1 protein-coding gene and 1 pseudogene are annotated in these 2,473 nt (G+C 34.3%); one reads left to right on the top strand and one right to left on the bottom strand.

Translation table 11 applies throughout. The annotated features are described in order from the left end of the window. Positions 1-405: 405 nt before the first annotated feature. Positions 406-1,224, bottom strand: a pseudogene (locus F6K22_RS38690) (serine/threonine protein kinase); the annotation flags it as partial. Between the two features lie 353 nt (positions 1,225-1,577). Here F6K22_RS38690 and F6K22_RS38685 point away from each other — a divergent pair. Then, on the top strand, positions 1,578-1,742 hold the full coding sequence (locus F6K22_RS38685) for a hypothetical protein (RefSeq protein ID WP_293110230.1): 165 nt from the start codon (positions 1,578-1,580) through the stop codon (positions 1,740-1,742). Positions 1,743-2,473 lie beyond the last annotated feature (731 nt).

Here is a 2,473-nt window from a genome sequence, read left to right as displayed (position 1 = left end):
GCTCTGCTAACGCACTACACCCTTTTCCCAGTCCAATAAGGGTTTTCTTTTAATTGAATTATTCCTCAGCTCCCGAACGCAAATCCCTATCTATACATAGCTTTCAACTAGCTTGTCACCCCGTGAGAAAATCAAGACACATTTGTTAGCTCCGGCATTTTCTGCAACAATGCGTGTCATTTTGCAGAGTAATACTTCTAGTTCGATTTCCTCAGATATAGCTTGAGAGGCTTTGATGACAGAAGCTAGGTCTAGGTCTGATGCTGTCGTAGTTACTTGGCCTCTACAAGAAGTTTGGATTTTAGTATGACTAGGATGAGAGTCACATTTCTCACTTTGGAAAATAAGAGTGAGAAGTTGGGGATATTTTTCTTCGAGTTGGTTAGTCTTAGCCTTTGCTCCCCAAGTTGCGTTTAACTGTTCTCTACATTTTTCTAGGTCATGTTTTAATCCCCAAGCATTTTGATAACGGTCTTCAGCATTTTTCGCCATTAATTTTAATACTATTGCCTGCCAAACTTCGGGAATTTCTCTATTTTTAATTATGGGAAATTTTACTGGTTGAGCAATATGACAATGTACTAATTATACTGAATCTTTGGTCTTAAATGGTAACTCACCTGTAAGTAGTTGAAAAAATGTTGCTCCTAGGGAATAAAAATCTGTTCGATAGTCAATTCCTCGGTTCATGCGACCTGTTTGTTCGGGGGAAATATAGGCAAGAGTTCCTTCTAATACATTAGGGTTTTTTAGTATGGGATTTTCTCTGTTTAACTTTGTAGAAATGCCAAAGTCAATAATTTTTAATTGTTTGGTTTTGGGGTTGTAAATTATGTTGGCTGGATTAATATCTTTGTGGATAATATTTTCTGCGTGAATTTGTCCTAAAGTAGTAGTAATTTTAATTGCAATATCGAGAAAATCTGCTAAATCAAATTGATAGGTGTTTTGAATTATATTTAATGATTCTCCCCCAAAATCTTCTAAAATAATGATCTGATATTGTTCTAAGCCGTAAGCCTTGATTACACCCTCTAGGTTCAGGTGACGAGTTAGTTGGTATTCTTGTTTATAACGGGTGAGTTGAAATAGGGTCGGATAATCTGCTTTGAGAACTTTGAGAATAACTCTTTGAGCATCCTCCTCCCTGATAGCACGATACACTTCTGAATTCATACTTTGATGGATTTTATCTAATATTAGATAACCAGGTAGCAGAACCATCTTTATTTTAGCAAATTTTGTAGTTTTAGGAATACTAAATTATATCATATTTAGTTCTTTAAGTGAGGTACAAAATTATTTTATTTCAGGGAATAGGCAATAAGAAAGAAAAAAAAAAGACAAGGGTACTTCACCTTTAGTAAGAAACAGTATAGTTCCCTAGAAAATTAATTATTCAAATTTTAGAATTAATACAATAAATTTTAGCTAAAAATAGGAAACCTTGATTATAATTACTACTATAGCAATCCTATTTTAGTTGTAATATTTTCCTGGCAGCTAGGACTCAGGACTCAGGACTCAGGACTCATAATTTTCAAGGTTTTCAGCCTAGATAAACTATTATAAAAACTATGGTAGTCCTGCATGGTAATGGTGAGGATGTATATTTTTTAATTTCTCCGACACTCCCCATCCCCCCATCTCCCCATCTCCCCATCTCCCCATCTCCCCACACTCCTGGTGCTTCCTTTACGATTACGCGAGCACCACCAACAAAACTATTACGACCAATTTAGGATTGCTATAGATCCGAAAATAATTGCTACAAATACCTCTTGCCTCTTTCCTATAAACTCTATTTTGTAGCATTATTCTTTTTGAATCTTTTTGAATTAGTATAAATGTGTAGTCAATCAATCATTTTTACCAATTTGAACCAGTATTTACTATAACCAGAGATAATATTTTATCATAATTTCCTGGATTTTTTTGTGCTTTAAATTACGAAATACCATCTATGTTTATTATTTCACAAGGAATTATGTCAATGCCCTAAAAATATCTATAACCCTTGACAGTGGAAGTAATTAGAGTTTGTTGAATCAAGTTTTTTCGTAGGGTTAGGAGTCAGGAGAAATAGGGAATTTAGAGGAGGTAGAAGTAAGAATTGTCCACTAAATTATTTGAGAATTAATCAGCAACCCCTAATTATTAATTATTAATTATTAATTATTCATTAGTTTGCCCAAAATACTAACTTTTTGAGTGTGAAGAGTTGAAACAAGCCCAATTTTAGGGAATCAAAAAAGCCAGAAGTGTTTCCCGATAAATGCTTTGACAATTAATCAACAACCCCTACAGCAGTTTTCATTTCACTAGACCACAGTAGGGACCTTGCATGCAACGTCCCTACTGGGTTTTGGTTATGGCTCCGGTAGTTCATTAATTTGAAAAGCGCTGTAATTATTAATTATTCATTAGTTTGCCAAAAATACTAACTTTTTGAGTGTGAAGAGTTGAAACAAGA

Origin of the sequence: Okeania sp. SIO2F4, assembly GCF_010672385.1 — a bacterium.
GTDB lineage: Bacteria > Cyanobacteriota > Cyanobacteriia > Cyanobacteriales > Microcoleaceae > Trichodesmium.
The sequence above is the reverse complement of the archived record's forward strand: the minus strand, read 5'-3'. Positions and strand labels throughout refer to the sequence as shown.

What these genes read in the sequence shown, in the direction of transcription:
- F6K22_RS38685 (WP_293110230.1), top strand. Translation starts at nt 1,578, where the DNA reads ATGGTAGTCCTGCATGGTAATGGTGAGGATGTATATTTTTTAATTTCT.